Annotated in this window: 11 protein-coding genes; 7 read left to right on the top strand and 4 right to left on the bottom strand. The window is 74.1% G+C overall.

Going from position 1 to position 15884, the window contains the following annotated elements:
- Positions 1-118: 118 nt before the first annotated feature.
- The 4 genes from ABZ449_RS30640 to ABZ449_RS30655 form a co-directional block, all read right to left on the bottom strand.
- Positions 119-2548, bottom strand: coding sequence for a DUF3488 and transglutaminase-like domain-containing protein (locus ABZ449_RS30640; protein ID WP_360352681.1), 2430 nt, complete (start codon positions 2546-2548; stop codon positions 119-121).
- Positions 2545-3867 carry a DUF58 domain-containing protein gene (locus ABZ449_RS30645; RefSeq protein WP_360352683.1) on the bottom strand — a complete coding sequence of 441 codons (1323 nt, stop codon included), beginning with the start codon at positions 3865-3867 and terminating at the stop codon, positions 2545-2547. Before ABZ449_RS30645 ends, ABZ449_RS30640 begins: the two co-directional genes overlap by 4 nt.
- Position 3868: 1 nt before the next feature.
- The gene (locus tag ABZ449_RS30650) at positions 3869-4783 is read right to left on the bottom strand and encodes a MoxR family ATPase (RefSeq protein ID WP_360352739.1); all 915 of its coding nucleotides are present in this window, start codon (positions 4781-4783) and stop codon (positions 3869-3871) included.
- 423 nt (positions 4784-5206) lie between these two features.
- Positions 5207-5749 (bottom strand): carbonic anhydrase, encoded by a 543-nt coding sequence (locus ABZ449_RS30655; protein ID WP_360352684.1) that lies wholly within the window; start codon positions 5747-5749, stop codon positions 5207-5209.
- A 549-nt stretch (positions 5750-6298) separates the two neighbouring features.
- Here ABZ449_RS30655 and rsmH point away from each other — a divergent pair.
- The 7 genes from rsmH to murD all read left to right on the top strand — a co-directional run bounded on the left by rsmH (position 6299) and on the right by murD (position 15799).
- Positions 6299-7273 carry a 16S rRNA (cytosine(1402)-N(4))-methyltransferase RsmH gene (gene rsmH / locus ABZ449_RS30660; RefSeq protein ID WP_360352685.1) on the top strand — a complete coding sequence of 325 codons (975 nt, stop codon included), beginning with the start codon at positions 6299-6301 and terminating at the stop codon, positions 7271-7273.
- 157 nt (positions 7274-7430) lie between these two features.
- Positions 7431-7922, top strand: coding sequence for a hypothetical protein (locus tag ABZ449_RS30665; protein ID WP_360352687.1), 492 nt, complete (start codon positions 7431-7433; stop codon positions 7920-7922).
- Between the two features lie 58 nt (positions 7923-7980).
- Entirely contained in the window at positions 7981-10218 is a 2238-nt protein-coding gene (locus ABZ449_RS30670) for a penicillin-binding transpeptidase domain-containing protein (protein ID WP_360352689.1), read from the top strand.
- Between the two features lie 94 nt (positions 10219-10312).
- The gene (locus ABZ449_RS30675) at positions 10313-11878 is read left to right on the top strand and encodes a UDP-N-acetylmuramoyl-L-alanyl-D-glutamate--2,6-diaminopimelate ligase (RefSeq protein WP_360352690.1); all 1566 of its coding nucleotides are present in this window, start codon (positions 10313-10315) and stop codon (positions 11876-11878) included.
- Entirely contained in the window at positions 11875-13278 is a 1404-nt protein-coding gene (gene murF / locus ABZ449_RS30680) for a UDP-N-acetylmuramoyl-tripeptide--D-alanyl-D-alanine ligase (protein ID WP_360352692.1), read from the top strand. The genes ABZ449_RS30675 and murF overlap by 4 nt, the downstream gene beginning before the upstream one ends.
- A complete protein-coding gene (gene mraY, locus ABZ449_RS30685) occupies positions 13278-14339 on the top strand; it encodes a phospho-N-acetylmuramoyl-pentapeptide-transferase (protein WP_359827635.1) in 1062 nt (353 codons plus the stop codon). The genes murF and mraY overlap by 1 nt, the downstream gene beginning before the upstream one ends.
- Positions 14336-15799: a UDP-N-acetylmuramoyl-L-alanine--D-glutamate ligase gene (murD, locus tag ABZ449_RS30690; RefSeq protein WP_360352694.1), complete on the top strand. Its 1464-nt coding sequence runs from the start codon at positions 14336-14338 to the stop codon at positions 15797-15799. Before mraY ends, murD begins: the two co-directional genes overlap by 4 nt.
- The last annotated feature ends 85 nt before the right edge of the window (positions 15800-15884 follow it).

Here is a 15884-nt window from a genome sequence, read left to right on the forward strand (position 1 = left end):
CGCCGCGCGCCTCCCGCCCCCCCCCCCCCCCAACCCCCCCCCCGGGGGGGGGCCCGCCCCCCGCCCCCCCGCCCCGGCTTCGTGTCCGGATCAGGAGGCCGGCGTCACGGTCGCGCCGTCACGACCCCGGCGTGGAGCGCTTGCGCCGGGTGAAGACCCGCCGCACCGGCGCGCGGACCGTCTCGACCGCCCGGCCGACCCGGGTGCCGACCGCCGTCCGGGCCGCCCGCGCCGCGTCGGAGATCCGCCACCACAGCTGGGCCGAGGACGGCGGCAGCAGCAGCGCCCTGGTCCGCCCGGCCCGGCCGGCGCTCGCCCGCAGCCCGCGCCGGACGGTGCGCACGTCGGAGGCCAGCGGCTCCGTGCTGGGCCGTCCGGGCGGGGCGTAGAGCACCCGTTCGGTGGCCAGCGCCAGCCGGCCGGTGGCCGCCGCCGAGTCCGCGTCCAGTTGCGCCTTCTCGGTGATCCGGCGGGCCGCCGAGCGCGGGGTGCGTGACTCGTCCGGGGGAATTCCGAGGTCCCAGGCGGAGTCGACCAGCTCGTCCCAGGCGGCCAGCACCTGGGCGTCGGTCAGCTCCGCCGGCCCGCTCCCGCCGGGCCCGCGCCGGCCGCCGCCGCCCAGCCGGCGGCGGCGCACGGCGGCGCGCCAGAGCATCGGGGCGAGCAGCAGTGCGAGCAGCACGAGCACCCCGGCCAGGGTGCCGAGCACCTGGCCGGAGAGCAGCCAGGACTCCTCGGCGGCCTTGGCGGCGGTCTTCCCCTTGGTGTCGCACTCGCCCAGCTGGCGCTGCTTGGGGGTGCAGTCCGAGCCGGAGGTCGGCACCGGGGCGGCCGGGGCGGTCTGCGGGGCGGCGGTCGCCTGCTGGGTCGGCGCGGTGGACGGGACGCTGGACGCCTCGGTGTAGCGGGCCGCGACGCCACGGCTCGGGGTCGGCTCGAAGCGCAGCCAGCCGTAGCCCGCGAAGTACAGCTCGGGCCAGGCGTGGTACATCCGGCCGGTCACCGAGTAGACGTTGCCGCCCTTGTTGTCGCCGGGGGTGAAGCCCACCGCCACCCGGGCCGGGATCTTCAGCGTCCGGGCCATCGCCGCCATGGTGGAGGCGAAGTGCACGCAGAAGCCCCGGCGGTCGCGCAGGAAGACGGAGATGGCGTTGCTGCCGGTGCCGCCGTTGACCGAGGTGTCGTACGTGAAGTCCGGCCCGGTGAACCAGTTGACCAGCGCCGTCGCCCGGTCGAAGTCGTTCTGCGCGCCCGCGGTGACGGCCTTGGCCTTCTCGGTGACCACCGGCGGCAGGTCGCCCGGGACGGCGGTGTAGTGCTCCCTGACGTCCTGCGGCGCGGTGCCGGCGAGGCGCAGCTCGGAGGCGGTGGGCCGCAGGTCCAGGGCGCTGACGTGGTAGCGCAGGCCGCGGATCGCCTTGTCGTTGGTCGGCAGGACGGTGCGGGTCAGCGGGTCGAGCTTCCAGTCGCCGGGGTCGGGGACCCGGACGGAGGCGGCCGGGTAGGGCATCGGCAGCCAGCTCCCCTCCAGCCGGTCGCTGACCTCGAAGTCGCCCTCGATCCGGGGGAGCTGGGCGTTGCGCAGGCCCTCGGGGGTGGGCAGCGTGGCCGGGAGGTCGTTGACCGTGGTGCTGCCGAGCTTCCAGTTGGTGCCGTCGAACTGGTCGAGCGAGCCGGTCCGCAGGTAGATCTGGTCGGCCAGCGGGCTGTCCATGGTGTACCTGAGCAGCTCCGCGTCGGTCGGCTTGGTGACCGCGGCCTCCAGGCTGACCAGGGGGTCGAGGCTGGTCGACAGGCTTCCGCCGACGCCCTTGCCCTTCGACCCGCCGGAGCCGGAGTCCAGCAGCCCGGAGCTCCAGTGCGGCAGGACCGCCGGCAGCAGCAGCGCCACCGCCAGGGCCAGCACGCCGACCTGCCGGCCGCCCGGGTTGACCCGGCCGGACTCCACCGAGCCCCGCGCGCCGCCGTAGAAGACCCGGCCCCAGCGGGAGACCCGGTCCTGGCCCTCGGCGAACAGCAGCAGCAGGTAGCCGGCCGCGGCGACGGCGAACCAGACCCAGCTGCCGTGCTCCCCGGCCAGGCCGTTGCCGACCGAGTACAGGGCCAGCAGCGGCAGCCCGGCCAGCGCCGAGCGCCGGTAGGTCACCGCGACGGTGTCCACCGCGACGGCGATCAGGCCGACCGCCGAGACCAGGATCAGCCGCAGTCCGGCGGTGGGCGGAGCCGGGATGGCGTACTGCTGTATGTCGTCCAGGCCGGCGGCGAGGACCTGGTCCAGGACCCGCATCGTGGACGGCCCGGGCAGCACCCCGCCGGCGCCCGCGAAGCCGAGCAGCAGCAGCAGGAGCAGCACCAGCAGCTGCCCGACCGGCACCGTCCAGCGGTACAGCGGGGAACGGCGCAGCCCGGCGCCGACCGCGGCGATCACGGCGATCACCAGGACGGCGTGGGTGAACCAGCTGCGGGTGGTGAGCAGCGGCATCATGCACAGCGAGGCGAGGGTGGTGGCCAGCGCCGAGAACACGGTCAGTTTGGCCCGGGTGGTCACGCGCCGGCCTCTTCTCGGTAGGGGGCGGTGGTCCTGCTGCCGTCGGCGGCCCGCCACAGGTCCGGTACGGAGTCCCCGGCACGCACCGGGATCACCGTCCAGCCGGATTCGCGCAGCCGCTGGACCCGGGCCCGGAAGTCGTCGCCGCCGGTGTCCGGGGCGAGCATCCGCAGGCCGGCCCAGGTGCCGGTGTCCAGCAGGAAGGCGATCGCCCCGCCGGCGCGGCCGCGCAGCCGGCCCAGCCGGGTGGCCTGGGCGTCGTCCAGGTCGCCGAGGACGGCGACCAGCAGGCCCTCGCCGCCGGCCCGCAGCGGATCCTCGGCGCGGGAGAGGGTGCCGCCGTCGGACAGGTCGGCGACGGCGAGGGCGTCCAGGATCAGCCCGGAGGTGTCGGCACCGCTGTGGCTGCCGCCCGCCCCCGGCCCGGGCACCGACTGCCCGGTGTCGGTGAGCAGCCGGGTCTGGTAGCCGCGCTCCAGCAGGTGCACGGCGACGGAGGCGGCGCAGGCGACCCCCCACTCGAAGGAGGAGGCGGGGCCGCTGCCCCGGTGGGCGATCTCCCGGGTGTCCAGCAGGACGGTCGCCCGGGCCTGCTGCGGCTGCTCCTCGCGGCGCACCATCAGCTCGCCGTAGCGGGCGGTGGAGCGCCAGTGCACCCGGCGCAGGTCGTCGCCGGGCCGGTACTCGCGCAGGATCACGTCGTCGTCGCCGGCCAGCGCGAGGGTGCGGCTGTGGCTCTCGCCCTGGCCGATCCACTCGCCGCTGAGCCGTACCGCGGGCAGCGCCTGGACCTGGGGGACGACGGTGAGGACGTCGGAGGCGGTGAAGCCGCGGGTCACCTCGCACATCCCGAACGGGTCGGTCAGCCGCAGCTGGAGCGGCCCGAGCGGGTAGCGGCCGCGCAGGTCGGAGCGGACCCGGTAGGAGACCTCGCGGTGGCCGCGCGGCTCGACCCGGTCCAGTACGAAGCGCGGGCGCGGCCCGAGCACGTACGGGACCTTGTCCTCCAGCAGCAGCACGCCGGTGGGCACCCGGGAGACGTTGTCGACCCGCAGGTGGACCCGGGCCTCCTGGCCGGCGACCGCCCGGCGCGGGCTGAGCCGGCGTCCGCTGGCCACCCGGTAGCGGGTGTTGGCGACCACCACCACGGCGACCAGCGGCAGCGCGGCGAGCAGGACGCCGACGCGCAGCAGGGCGTCCTGGTCGAGCAGGTAGGAACAGACCACCGCGGTGACCCCGGCGGCGAGGAAGGACCGCCCCCGGGTGGTGAGACCGCGGAACCCGGCCCGCAGCCCCGAAGCGGAGTCGGACTGGGTCACCTCAGCCCCTCCGGACGGCCGGGCCGCCCTGCGGGCGCGGCAGCGGCAGCCGGGCGACCAGGTCGGCCACGATCTGCTCGGAGGTGCGGCGGCTGAGCTGGGTCTCGGCGGTCGGCATCAGGCGGTGCGCCAGGACCGGGACGGCGAGGCGCTGGATGTCGTCCGGGGTGACGTAGTCGCGTCCGTCCAGCGCGGCGGCGGCGCGGGCGGCCCGGACCAGGTGCAGGGTGGCGCGCGGCGAGGCGCCCAGGCGCAGCTCCGGGCTGGTGCGGGTGGCGCCGACCAGGTCGACGGCGTAGCGGCGGACCGGGTCGGCGATGTGCACGCTGCGGACCAGGTCGATCAGCTTGAGGATGTCGGAGGCGTGCGCGACCGGCTGGAGGTCCTCCAGCGGGCTGGCGCCGGCGTGCACGTCCAGCATCGCGAGCTCGGCCTCGGGGCTGGGGTAGCCGATCGAGATCCGGGCCATGAAGCGGTCGCGCTGGGCCTCCGGCAGCGGGTACGTGCCCTCCATCTCGACCGGGTTCTGGGTGGCCACGACCATGAACGGCGAGGGCAGCTCGTAGCTGGTGCCGTCGATGGTGACCTGGCGCTCCTCCATGGACTCCAGCAGCGCGGACTGGGTCTTGGGCGAGGCGCGGTTGATCTCGTCGCCGACCACGACCTGGGCGAAGATCGCGCCCGGGCGGAACTCGAAGTCGTGCCGCTGCTGGTCGTAGATGTTGGTGCCGGTGACGTCCGAGGGCAGCAGGTCCGGCGTGAACTGGATGCGGCGCACGGTGCAGTCGAGCGAGCGGGCGAGCGCCTTGGCCAGCATGGTCTTGCCGACGCCGGGCACGTCCTCCAGCAGCAGGTGGCCCTCGGCGAGCAGGACGGTCAGGGCGATCCGGACGGCCTCCGGCTTGCCCTCGATCACGCTCTCGACGTTGGCGCGGACGCGGTCGACGACCGCGGCGAGCTCGGGGAGCCCGACCGGCTGGTACCCGTTCGCCCTCTGCTGCTCGCCCCCCGCAGGACTGCCGAGTCCGGCCTGATCGTTGTAGCTCGTCACCCGTTTACGCTCCCTGGCACCCTGTGCCCGCCCCGTCCCGAGGCCGGGCCCCACCCCATGCTTGACGCGGCCGTCCCGGGGGCGGTTCCGAACGAGGATCCGGCGCCGGGAAGGCGGCCTGCGGCCTGGCCGCCCCAGGTGGTTCGGGGTCCGACCGGCAGGCGCATTCTCCCCTGCGGGATGGCCAGAAGTCACCATTCGGCGGCGCCCGGATGGACCGGACGGCGGTGACCTGCCCGCTCGCCTCCGGGCGGCTGTGACCCGCCCGGGGACGAGCGGGCGGAGAACTCAGTCGATCTCGCGCAGCAGGCCGGTGTGGACGTCGAAGACGAAGCCGCGGACGTCGTCGGTGTGCAGCAGGAAGGGAGAGGTGCGGACGCGCTGCATGGACTGGCGGACGTCGCCGTCCAGGTCGACGAAGGCCTCCACCGCCCACTGCGGGCGCTGGCCGACCTCCAGCTCCAGCTCGCGGCGGAAGTCCTCGGTGAGCCCGAGCAGGCCGCAGCCGGTGTGGTGGATCAGCGCGATCGAGCGGGTGCCGAGGGCGCGCTGGCTGATGGTCAGGGACCGGATGGTGTCGTCGGTGACGACGCCTCCGGCGTTGCGGATGACGTGCGCGTCGCCGAGTTCGAGGCCGAGCGCGGCGAACAGGTCGAGGCGGGCGTCCATGCAGGCGACCACGGCGATCTTCTGCACCGGACGGGCGTCCATCCCGCCGTCCTGGAAGGTCACGGCGTAGGTGCGGTTGGCCGTCACGAAGCGGTCGATGACGGTGGGTCTGACGGGGTCGGCAGCGGCGTTCGGCGAGGGCCGGTCGGGTGTCACTGTCATGGTGGCGACGTTAGTGCGGATCGGGCCCGCGCGGTGGGGCGATGAGCTACAGAACCGGGCGCTGTGATCGAGTGCATAGCCACAACGGGAGGGTTTGTCCGGGCTGGTACCGGGCTGGTGCCGAGGTGACCCGCACGCGGGGCGGACAGGGGGCGCGCGCCCGCCGCCGAAGGCCCCCGTTCCCCGCCGCCACCGGTCCACCCCCACGGCCGCGACCTGCGGTGATCCGTACCGCCGCCCGGGTGGTGCGCCGGAGCGGACCATTGACTGGCAAGGCCCGCGCGATAGAGTTTGCGGCGCAGTGGAGCACACCCGCCGGGGCCCGTCAACGGGGCCCTCCCGGCCGGTGCGGCCCGGTCGACGCGGCCCGTGGCCTCCTCCCGCTCCGTGCCCACCTGGCGCACCTTCCCCGGCGCCGGGCGGTCACGACCTTCCCCTCGAGCGGGCGGGGACCACGGGCCGCTTCGTCGTGCCGGGGCGCGGTGGGCGAGAATGGTCGCAGCTCCCGGACGTCGGGCTGCTCCGCACCGAGGAAGGGCGCCACCGCGCATGACCACCAACGAACCGGGCCCGAAGCACGTTCCGGTGATGCTCCAGCGGTGCATGGACGCGCTGGCCCCGGCGATCTCGCGCCCCGGTGCCGTCGTGGTGGACGCCACCCTCGGCCTCGGCGGGCACAGCGAGGCGCTGCTGACCCAGTTCCCGGACGTGCGGCTGATCGCGGTGGACCGCGACCCGGTGGCGCTGAAGCTGTCCGGCGAGCGGCTGGCGCCGTTCGGCGACCGGGCCACCCTGGTGCACGCCGTCTACGACGAGATCCCCGAGGTGCTGGAGCGCCTGGGCATCGACGAGGTGGACGGCGTCCTCTTCGACCTCGGCGTCTCCTCGATGCAGCTGGACGAGGCGGAGCGCGGCTTCGCGTACGCGCAGGACGCGCCGCTGGACATGCGGATGGACCAGACCCGGGGGATCAGCGCGGCGGAGGTGCTGAACACCTACAGCCACGGTGACCTGGCACGGATCCTCAAGGTGTACGGCGAGGAGCGGTTCGCCGGGAAGATCGCCTCGGTGATCCTGCGGGAGCGGGAGAAGGAACCGTTCACCAACAGCGCGCGTCTGGTCGAGTTGGTGCGCAACGCCATCCCGGCGGCGACCCGTCGGACCGGCGGGAACCCGGCCAAGCGGACGTTCCAGGCGCTGCGGATCGAGGTCAACGGCGAGCTGGAGGTCCTGGACCGGGCGATCCCCGGCGCGCTGGACGCCCTCGCGATGGGCGGCCGGATCGTGGTGATGTCCTACCAGTCGCTGGAGGACCGGCTGGTCAAGCAGTACTTCGCCGCCGGCGCCACCAGCACCGCCCCGCCGGGGCTGCCGTTCATCCCGGAGGAGCACCAGCCCTGGCTCAAACTGATCACCCGCGGTGCCGAGCTGGCCACCGAGGAGGAGATCGAGGAGAACCGGCGCGCCGCGCCCGTGCGGCTGCGGGTGGCGGAGAGGATCAGGGACCGAAGCAAGCGGGGCTGACGAACCGGCCCCGGCGGGGTCCGAAGGGCGGAGGAGAGCGGTGGGGCCGGTGGCCGGTGAGGTCCGGGCGGGGCGGGGAGGACTCCCCGGGCAGGGCAGGGCGCGGATCACGGTCCGGCCGGGCAGACGCCCGGTACGGCGGCGCACGCCGTTCGCGGTGCTCATCGTGGTGCTGCTGGCGGCCGGGCTGCTCGGCCTGCTCGCGCTGAACACCGCGCTCAACGAGGGCTCCTTCGAGCTGTCCCGGCTGCAGAAGCAGACCACCGTGGCGACCGACGAGCAGCAGAGCCTCCAGCACGAGATCGACAAGAGCTCGGCCCCGGACGCGCTGGCCAGGCGCGCGGCCGAACTCGGCATGGTCCCGGCCGGCGGCATGGCCTTCCTGGACGTCCCGAACGGCGGCAAGGTGGTCGGCACCCCCGGGCCGGCGCAGGACAGCCCGCCGGTCAAGCGCTCCACGGCCGAGCCGTGGCCGACCAAGGCCCAGCCCGGCGCCGGGCCGTCGCCGGCCGCCCCGCAGCCGGGCGGTGCCCCGTCGCCGGCCGCCCCGCCGCCGACCCCGGCGGCGTCCGCCGGTGACTCGGTGATCCAGCTCAACCCGGTCTCGCCCGCCGCGGGCACGAAGCCGGGCGGGGGTGCCGGTCGGTGAACGAGCGGAACGAGCGGATCGTCAGAAGGCGCGTGAGCGAGCGGAGCGAGGCGGGCGCATGAGTACCCCACGTCAGCCCACCAGCGGCTCCGGCGGCAACGGCCGCCGCCCGGTGCCCCGGAGCGGCGCGCCGCGCGCGCAGTCCGGCTCCGGCCGCAGTCAGCCCGCGAAGGGTCAGCCGGCCAAGGCCCAGCCCGCGCGCAGCCAGCCGCAGAAGGGCCAGCCCACGAAGGGTCAGCCCGCCAAGGCCCAGCCCGCGCGCAGCCAGTCGGCCAAGGCCCAGCCCGCCAAGTCGGCCTCCGTCGGCCGTACCCCCCGGGCGCCGCAGCAGCGCCGCCCCGAGGGGCGCCCGCCGGCCCGCAGCCAGGCGGCGGTGCGACCGAAGAGCCGTCCGTCGCTGCGCCCCAGGGCGCTCAAGCTGGCCGAGCCGAAGCGCCGGCTGCGGGCGATCACCATCGTGCTGTCGCTGGTGTTCTCCGTCTTCGCGGGGCGCCTGGTGCAGCTCCAGCTGGTGGACGCCGACGCGCTGGCCGCGGACGCCAACACCAACCGTTACCTGAACATCCCGATCACCGCCGAACGCGGCTCGATAACGTCCTCCGACGGCGTCGCGCTGGCGGCCACCGTCGACGCGTACGACATCACCGCCGACCCGGCGATGTTCACCCCGGAGGCGACCGGCATCCCGGACGCGCCCGAGCAGGCGGCCGCGCTGCTGTCGCCGATCCTCGGCGTGCCCAAGGAGAAGATCGCCGCCGACCTCCACACCCCCAAGAGCCGTTACAAGCGGCTCGCGGCCCAGCAGACCCCGGCCGCCAAGAAGCAGATCAGCGACCTCAAGTCGGGCCTGGAGAAGCAGGCCGGCTCGCGGGCCTGCCAGGCCCAGAAGAAGCTGCTCGGCAAGCCCGCCGACCAGGGCGGCCGCACCCGGGTGGACAACGAGTGCGCCAACCCGCTGGCCGGGGTGTTCAACCGGGAGACCCAGAAGCGGATCTACCCGGCGGACGGGCTCGCGGCGAACCTGGTCGGCTTCGTCAACGCCGAGGGCGAGGGCGCCGGCGGCCTGGAGCTGCAGTACCAGAAGCTGCTGGCCGGCAAGGACGGCCACAGCAGCTACGCCCAGTCGGGCGGGCGGCTGGTGCCCACCGCCGGTGGTTCGATGGAGCCGGCCGTGCCGGGCAGCGACGTGAAGCTGACCGTCAACCGGGACATCCAGTGGGCCGCCCAGCGGGCGATCACCGACCAGGTGGCCAACTCCGGCGCGGAGAAGGGCTACGTGGTGGTCCAGGACGTGAAGACCGGACAGGTCCTCGCGATGGCCACCGCGCCCGGCTTCAACCCGAACGACCTGAGCCTGTCCAAGCCGGAGCAGCTGGGCAACCCCGCCCTGGTCGACGCGTACGAGCCGGGCAGCACCGCCAAGCTGATGAGCCTGGCCGCCGTCCTGGACAGCGGCAAGGCCACCTGGGACACCAAGGTCACCGTGCCCAACCGGCTGGTCCGGGCCGGGCAGCAGTTCAAGGACGACGTCAACCACGACCCGTGGTACCTGACCCTGGCCGGGGTGCTCGCCAAGTCCTCCAACATCGGCACCATCGAGGCGATCGAGACCCTCGGCGACGGCGACCAGCTGAAGGCCAACCAGGTGCTGGACGGCTACATGCGCAAGTTCGGCGTGGCCCGGCCGACCGGCCTGGGCTTCCCCGGGGAGGCCCAGGGGATGCTCAAGAAGCCGGAGGATCTGGTCGCCTCGGAGAAGTACAACATCTCCTTCGGGCAGGGCCCGCTGCAGATGAACGCGCTCCAGGCCACCTCGGTCTACTCGACCATCGCCAACGGCGGGGTGCGGGTCGCGCCCAGCATCGTCCAGGGCGTCACCGACGCGAACGGCACGTACAAGCCGAGTGCGCCGGGGGAGCAGACCCAGGTGGTCAGCCCGGAGACGGCCAGGACCCTCACCTCGATGCTGGAGTCGGTCGTCGACGACGAGCAGGGCACCGGCGGCAAGGCGGCCATCCCCGGCTACCGGGTCGCCGGCAAGACCGGCACCGCCGACCGGGGCGCCGCCGACGGCAAGGGGTACGACGGCTTCACCGCCTCCTTCATCGGCTTCGCCCCCGCCGACGCCCCCCGGTACACCGTCTCCTGCACCCTCCAGGGCCCGGTCAACGGCCACTTCGGCGGCCAGCTGTGCGGACCGGTGTTCAAGCAGGTGATGGAGTTCACCCTGAAGACCATGCAGGTCCCGCCGAGCGGCAGCCCGGCGCCCAACCTGGCCGTCGAGTGGAAGCCGTGAGCGAGCGATGAGCGACGAGCGGGCCGGGCTGGAGGACGGCGCGGCGAAGGGCCGGTTTGGCCCTGGACACCCTCGGGCGGATAGCCTTCCCGCCGTGCCGAAACCCGATCAAACCACCGTGAGTCCACCCCGCCCGACCGGGACCACCGCCCTGCCGCTCGCCGAGCTGGCCGCCGAACTGGGCCTGCCGCCCGTCGAGGGCGGCGCCGTCAGCGGTGTCACCCACGACTCCCGCGCGGTCCGCCCGGGCGACGTGTACGTGGCCTTCCCGGGCGCCAACCACCACGGCGCGGCCTTCGCGGCCAAGGCCGCGGCGTCCGGCGCGGTGGCGGTGCTCACCGACCCGGCCGGCGCCGAGCTCGCGGCCCCCACCGGCCTGCCGCTGCTGGTCGTCGACCGGCCGCGGGCCGTCATGGGCGAGCTGGCCGCGATCGTCTACGGCCGCCCGTCCCGGCGGCTGCTGATGATCGGGCTGACCGGCACCAACGGCAAGACCACCACCTCGTACCTGGTCGAGGGCGGCCTGCGCGGCGCCGGGCGCAGCCCGGGCGTGATCGGCACCGTCGAGATGCGGGTCGGCGAGGAGCGGATCAAGAGCGAGCGCACCACCCCCGAGGCCACCGACCTGCACGCGATCCTCGGCGTGATGGCCGAGCGCGGCGCCGACGCGGTGACCATGGAGGTCTCCAGCCACGCCCTGGTCTTCGGCCGCACCGACGGCGTCGCGTACGACGTGGCGCTGTTCAACAACCTGACCCCCGAGCACCTCGACTTCCACCCGGACATGGAGGACTACTTCCAGGCGAAGGCCCGGCTCTTCCAGCCCGGCAAGTCCCGCCACGGCGTGGTCAACGTGGACGACGAGTACGGCCGCCGGCTCGCCGCCGAGGCCAAGATCCCGGTGACCACCTTCTCGGCCACCGGCGCCGCCGGGGCGGACTGGCGGGCCGTGGACGTCCACCTCGGGCCGGTCGGCTCCACCTTCCGGGTCGTCGGCCCGGACGGCGCAGAGGCCGAGGCCGCCGTCCCGCTGCCCGGCCCGTTCAACGTCGCCAACGCGCTCGCCGCGATCACCCTGCTGGTCGCCGCCGGGCTGCCGCTGGAGCGCGCCGTGGCCGGCGTCGCCGCCGTCCCGGGCGTGCCCGGCCGGTTGGAGCGGGTGGACGCCGGACAGCCGTTCGTCGCCGTCGTGGACTACGCGCACAAGCCGGACGCCCTCCAGGCCGTCCTCGCCTCGCTGCGCGAGGTCACCGAGGGCCGGCTGCACGTCGTGGTCGGCTGCGGCGGCGACCGCGACCCGCACAAGCGCGGCCCGATGGGCGCCATCGCCGCCCGCCTGGCCGACACCGCCCTGCTGACCAGCGACAACCCGCGCAGCGAGGACCCGCTGGCGATCCTCGCCACCATGCTGACCGGCGCCGCCGCGGTGCCCGAGGCCGAGCGCGGGGCCGTCCTGGTCGTCCCCGACCGGGCCGAGGCGATCGAGCTCGCCGTCGCCCGTGCCCGGGCGGGGGACACCGTGCTGGTGGCCGGCAAGGGCCACGAGCTCGGCCAGTACGTACGAGACGAGATCCGCCCCTTCGACGACCGGGAGGTGCTGCGCGAATCCATCGCGCAGACCACGGCCGCACGGGGCGACCGAGGAGTAGAGCAGCAGTGATCGCACTGACCCTCGCCGAGGTGGCCGCCGCCGTCGGAGGCACGCTGGACGGCGCCGACCCGGACGCCCTGGTCACCGGCCCGGTCGAGGTCGACTCGCGGAAGGTGAGCCCCGGCGGCCTGTTCGCGGCCTTCGTCGGCGAGCACGTGGACGGCCACGACTACGCGGCCAAGGCGGTCGAGGACGGCGCCGTCGCGGTGCTGGCCTCCCGCCCGGTCGGCGTGCCCGCCGTCCTGGTCGACAGTGTGGTGGAGGCGCTCGGCCGGCTGGCCCGCACGGTGGTCGCCCGCGCCGAGGGCACCGCCGTGGTCGCGCTGACCGGCTCGGCCGGCAAGACCAGCACCAAGGACCTGATCGCCCAGCTGCTCCAGCGCCACGGCGAGACCGTCTACCCGCCCGGCTCGCTCAACAACGAGATCGGCCACCCGATGACCGCGCTGCGGGTCGAGGCCGGTACCCGGCACCTGGTCATGGAGATGGGCGCCCGGCACAAGGGCGACATCGAGTACCTGACCTCGATCACCCCGCCCCGGATCGGCCTGGTCCTCAACGTCGGCACCGCCCACGTCGGCGAGTTCGGCTCCCAGGAGGCGATCGCCGAGGCCAAGGGCGAACTGGTCGAGTCGCTGCCCGCCGACGGCGCCGCGATCCTCAACGCCGACGACCGGCTGGTGCGCGCGATGGCCTCCCGCACCAGGGCCAAGGTGGTCCTGTTCGGGGAATCCCCGGACGCCCACGTGCGGGCCACCGACGTTCGCCTGGACGCCACCGGCCGGCCATCGTTCACGCTCACCACCCCGGCCGGTTCCGCGCCCGTGCAGCTGCGCCTGTACGGTGAGCACCACGTCTCGAACGCCCTCGCCGCCGCCGCGGTGGCGGTGGAGCTCGGGATGTCCGTCGACGACACCGCGGCAGCCCTGGGCGAAGCGGGTGCGCTGTCCCGCTGGCGCATGGAGGTCGTCGACCGGGCCGATGGTGTCACCGTCGTGAACGACGCCTACAACGCGAACCCCGACTCGATGCGGGCCGCGCTGCGGGCGCTCGTCTCGATGGGGGGCCGGGGCCCGGAGCGCCGCCGCACCTGGGCGGTGCTCGGCGAGATGCGGGAGCTCGGCGAGGAGAGCCTGGCCGAGCACGACGCCATCGGGCGGCTCGCCGTCCGGCTCGACGTCACCAAGCTGGTGGCGGTGGGCGGACGCGAGGCGGCCTGCATGGAACTCGGCGCGAGGAACGAAGGTTCGTGGGGTGAGGAGTCGGTGCTGGTGTCCGACGCGGACGCGGCGGTCGAGCTGCTGCGCAGTCAGCTTCGGCCGGGGGATGTGGTCCTGGTGAAGGCTTCCCGTTCGGTGGGGCTGGAGAAGGTGGCTGAGGCCCTCCTGGCGGACGGTGTGGCCGAATAATGAAGCAGATCCTTTTCTCCGGGATGATCGGTCTCATCCTGTCGCTGCTCGGCACCCCGGCCCTGATCAAGGTGCTCGCGAAGCACGGCTACGGCCAGTACATCCGTGACGACGGCCCCAAGGCGCACCACAGCAAGAAGGGCACGCCCACCATGGGCGGCATCGCCTTCATCCTGGCGACCCTGATCGCGTACTTCGCCACGAAGGCGATAACGGGCGAGAGCCCGACCGCCTCCGGGCTGCTGGTGCTCTTCCTGACCGCGGGCCTGGGTCTGGTCGGCTTCCTGGACGACTACATCAAGGTGGTCAAGCGCCGCTCGCTGGGCCTGCGGGCCAAGGCGAAGCTGGCGGGCCAGTCGATCGTCGGCCTCGGGTTCGCCGTCCTGGCGATGCAGTTCCCGGACGACCGCGGGCTCAACCCGGCGTCCCAGAGCCTGTCCTTCGTCCGGGACTTCAAGTGGGCGATCGGCCCCGTCCTGTTCGTCATCTTCGCGTACTTCATGATCGCGGCGATGTCGAACGGCGTGAACCTGACGGACGGTCTGGACGGTCTCGCCACCGGTGCCTCGGTGATGGTCTTCGGCGCCTACACCTTCATCGGCATCTGGGAGCACACCCAGAGCTGCGCCTACGCCATCACCGCGACCGCCAACTGCTACGACATCCGCGACCCCCTGGACCTCGCCGTCGTGGCCTCCGCCCTGATGGGCTCCTGCTTCGGCTTCCTGTGGTGGAACACCTCGCCCGCCAAGATCTTCATGGGTGACACCGGCTCGCTCGCCCTCGGCGGCGCCCTGGCCGGCCTGGCGATCTGCTCCCGCACCGAGCTGCTGCTCGCCCTGCTCGGCGGCCTCTACGTGATCATCACCCTCTCGGTGATCATCCAGGTCGGCTCCTTCCGGATGACCGGCAAGCGCGTCTTCAAGATGGCGCCACTGCAGCACCACTTCGAACTCAAGGGCTGGACCGAGGTCCTGATCGTGGTCAGGTTCTGGATCATCCAGGGCCTGTGCGTCGCCGTCGGGCTCGGCCTGTTCTACGCGGGATGGGTGACCGGATGACCGACTCCGACCTGACCGGCCCGGCCGCGGCCACCCCGGACTTCGGCGGCCTGCCGGTCGCCGTCGCCGGGCTCGGCGTCTCGGGCATCAGCGCCGCGCGCGTCCTGCACGGCCTCGGCGCCCGGGTCACCGTGGTGGACGGCGGCAGCGGGCCCGGTCTGGTCGCCCGGGCCGCCGAACTGGAGGCGCTGGGCGTCACCGTGCGGCTCGGCGACGGCGCGAGCCTGCCCGAGGGCACCGAGCTGATCGTCACCTCGCCCGGCTGGGCGCCGGACAGCCCGCTGTTCGCCGCCGCCGAGGCGGCCGGGGTGCCGGTCTGGGGCGACGTCGAGCTGGCCTGGCGGCTGCGCAAGCCGCTGCCCGGCACCGGTGAGCCCGCCCCCTGGCTGGCCGTCACCGGCACCAACGGCAAGACCACCACCGTCCAGATGCTCGCCTCGATCCTCGCCGCCGCCGGCAAGCGCACCGCCGCGGTCGGCAACGTCGGGGTCTCGGTGCTGGACGCGGTGCTCGCCGAGGAGCCGTACGACGTGCTCGCCGTCGAGCTCTCCAGCTACCAGCTGCACTGGGCGCCCTCGCTGCGCCCGTACTCGGCGGCGGTGCTCAACCTGGCACCCGACCACCTCGACTGGCACGGCTCGATGGAGGCGTACGCCGCCGACAAGGGCCGGATCTACGAGGGCAACGTCGTCGCCTGCGTCTACAACCTGGCCGACCCGGCCACCGAGGCGCTGGTCCGCGAGGCCGACGTCGAGGAGGGCTGCCGGGCGATCGGCTTCGGCCTCGGCGCGCCCGGTCCGTCGAACTTCGGCGTGGTGGACGGGCTGCTGGTGGACCGGGCCTTCGTCGAGGACCGGGCCAAGAACGCGGCCGAGCTGGGCGCCGTGGCGGACGTCAACCCGCCGGCCCCGCACAACATCGCCAACGCGCTCGCCGCGGCGGCGCTGGCCCGGGCGTACGGCGTCGAGCCGAAGGCCGTCCGGGAGGGCCTGCGGGCCTTCCGCCCGGACGCCCACCGGATCGCCGAGGTCGGCGTGGTCCGCGAGGTCACGTACATCGACGACTCCAAGGCCACCAACACCCACGCGGCGGCCGCCTCGCTGGCCGCCTACCGGCCGATCGTCTGGATCGCCGGGGGCCTGGCCAAGGGCGCGACCTTCGACGACCTGGTGCAGGGCGCGGCCGAGCGGCTGCGCGCGGTGGTGCTGATCGGCGAGGACCGCGCGCTGATCCGGGAGGCACTGGAGCGACACGCTCCGGATGTGCCGGTGATCGAGGCGGCCGGGGGCCAGACTGGCGCGGTGGCGATGGCCGAGGTCGTTCGAACGGCCGCGTCGCTCGCCCGATCGGGTGACACGGTGCTGCTGGCACCGGCCTGCGCCTCGATGGACATGTTCACCAACTACGGCGAGCGCGGCGACCTCTTCGCGGCGTCCGTCCGGGAGCTGGCGGGCGAGTAGGCGGTCCGGCGCGGGCGTCGGACGGAGAGAGTGAGCGGGGAGCGGTGGCGGGGCAGGGCAGAGCGGATTCCGGTGTTGTGCAGCA

This window comes from Kitasatospora sp. NPDC005856 (genome assembly GCF_040629945.1).
In the GTDB taxonomy this organism is placed as follows: domain Bacteria; phylum Actinomycetota; class Actinomycetes; order Streptomycetales; family Streptomycetaceae; genus Kitasatospora.

What these genes read in the sequence shown, in the direction of transcription:
- rsmH (WP_360352685.1), top strand. Translation starts at nt 6,299, where the DNA reads ATGACCACCAACGAACCGGGCCCGAAGCACGTTCCGGTGATGCTCCAG.
- ABZ449_RS30655 (WP_360352684.1), bottom strand. Translation starts at nt 5,749, where the DNA reads ATGACAGTGACACCCGACCGGCCCTCGCCGAACGCCGCTGCCGACCCC.
- ABZ449_RS30670 (WP_360352689.1), top strand. Translation starts at nt 7,981, where the DNA reads ATGAGTACCCCACGTCAGCCCACCAGCGGCTCCGGCGGCAACGGCCGC.
- murD (WP_360352694.1), top strand. Translation starts at nt 14,336, where the DNA reads ATGACCGACTCCGACCTGACCGGCCCGGCCGCGGCCACCCCGGACTTC.
- mraY (WP_359827635.1), top strand. Translation starts at nt 13,278, where the DNA reads ATGAAGCAGATCCTTTTCTCCGGGATGATCGGTCTCATCCTGTCGCTG.